1 protein-coding gene is annotated in these 401 nt (G+C 52.9%); it reads right to left on the reverse strand.

The genetic code is table 11. From position 1 onward, the window contains the following. A partial coding sequence (locus tag DYI42_RS24625) for a F0F1 ATP synthase subunit delta (protein ID WP_213549660.1) occupies nucleotides 1–179 on the reverse strand: 179 nt, incomplete at its 3' end. Between the last annotated feature and the right edge of the window lie 222 nt (nucleotides 180–401).

A 401-nucleotide genomic window follows, 5' to 3' on the forward strand; every position in this document is an offset into this window, starting at 1 on the left:
TCCCGGGAAATCACGGGACTGCGGAGTACATTCCGGAGGTCATCGCTGTTTGCGATGGCCTGGTCGAGCAATTCAAGATCGCTTTTGACAGCATCAAGCTGGTTGGCCGAATTGGCCAAGTCAAATAGTGCTGTGGCATAGCGCCCTTGGAGCCCGGTCGCGGCAGTATTTTGGGACACCGGTGAAAGCCCTCAATTCTGGTTATGAGAACGACTCGGATACGTATAAAAAAATGGTCCCCCGAAAGGGGTTCCTTCCGGGAAGCGAGCGTTTGGTATCACATGTCCTTGGAGGGGGCAACCCCCGCGCAAGCGCATTTGCGCCCTCTTTTCCATTCTTTGGCAAAGATGGGCCAAAACACCGCGAATTCGCTCATTTTTAAGGCAGGCTTACAACTATTT

The sequence above is a fragment of the Vannielia litorea genome (genome assembly GCF_018424695.1).
GTDB classification, from domain to species: domain Bacteria; phylum Pseudomonadota; class Alphaproteobacteria; order Rhodobacterales; family Rhodobacteraceae; genus Vannielia; species Vannielia litorea_A.